At 66.1% G+C, this 233-nt stretch carries 1 protein-coding gene; it reads right to left on the bottom strand.

The features are described from left to right. Positions 1–233 (bottom strand): EAL domain-containing protein (locus ACZ3HH_RS31225; protein WP_465810618.1); only part of this gene is annotated, 233 nt, incomplete at both ends.

The following is a 233-nucleotide window of genomic DNA, read 5'->3' as shown; positions in this document are numbered from 1 at the left end:
CGGTCAACTCCCGCATCGTCTTCAGCACGTTCTCCTGGTCCTGCATGAGCACGCTCTCGGTCACCTCCAGGGCCAGCCGGTCGGGGCGCAGGCCGGTCGATGCGAGGATGGCGGCGGTGTCGAGTGCGAAGTGCCCACTCACGAGCTGGATCGGTGAAACGTTGACGGCGACGTAGGTGCCGTCGTTGCTCAACGCCGCCTGCCGGCACGCTTCGCGCAGAATAAAGCGTCCC

This window comes from Pseudomonas sp. PME37.24/025 (genome assembly GCF_055556615.1).
The sequence above is the reverse complement of the archived record's forward strand: the minus strand, read 5'-3'. Positions and strand labels throughout refer to the sequence as shown.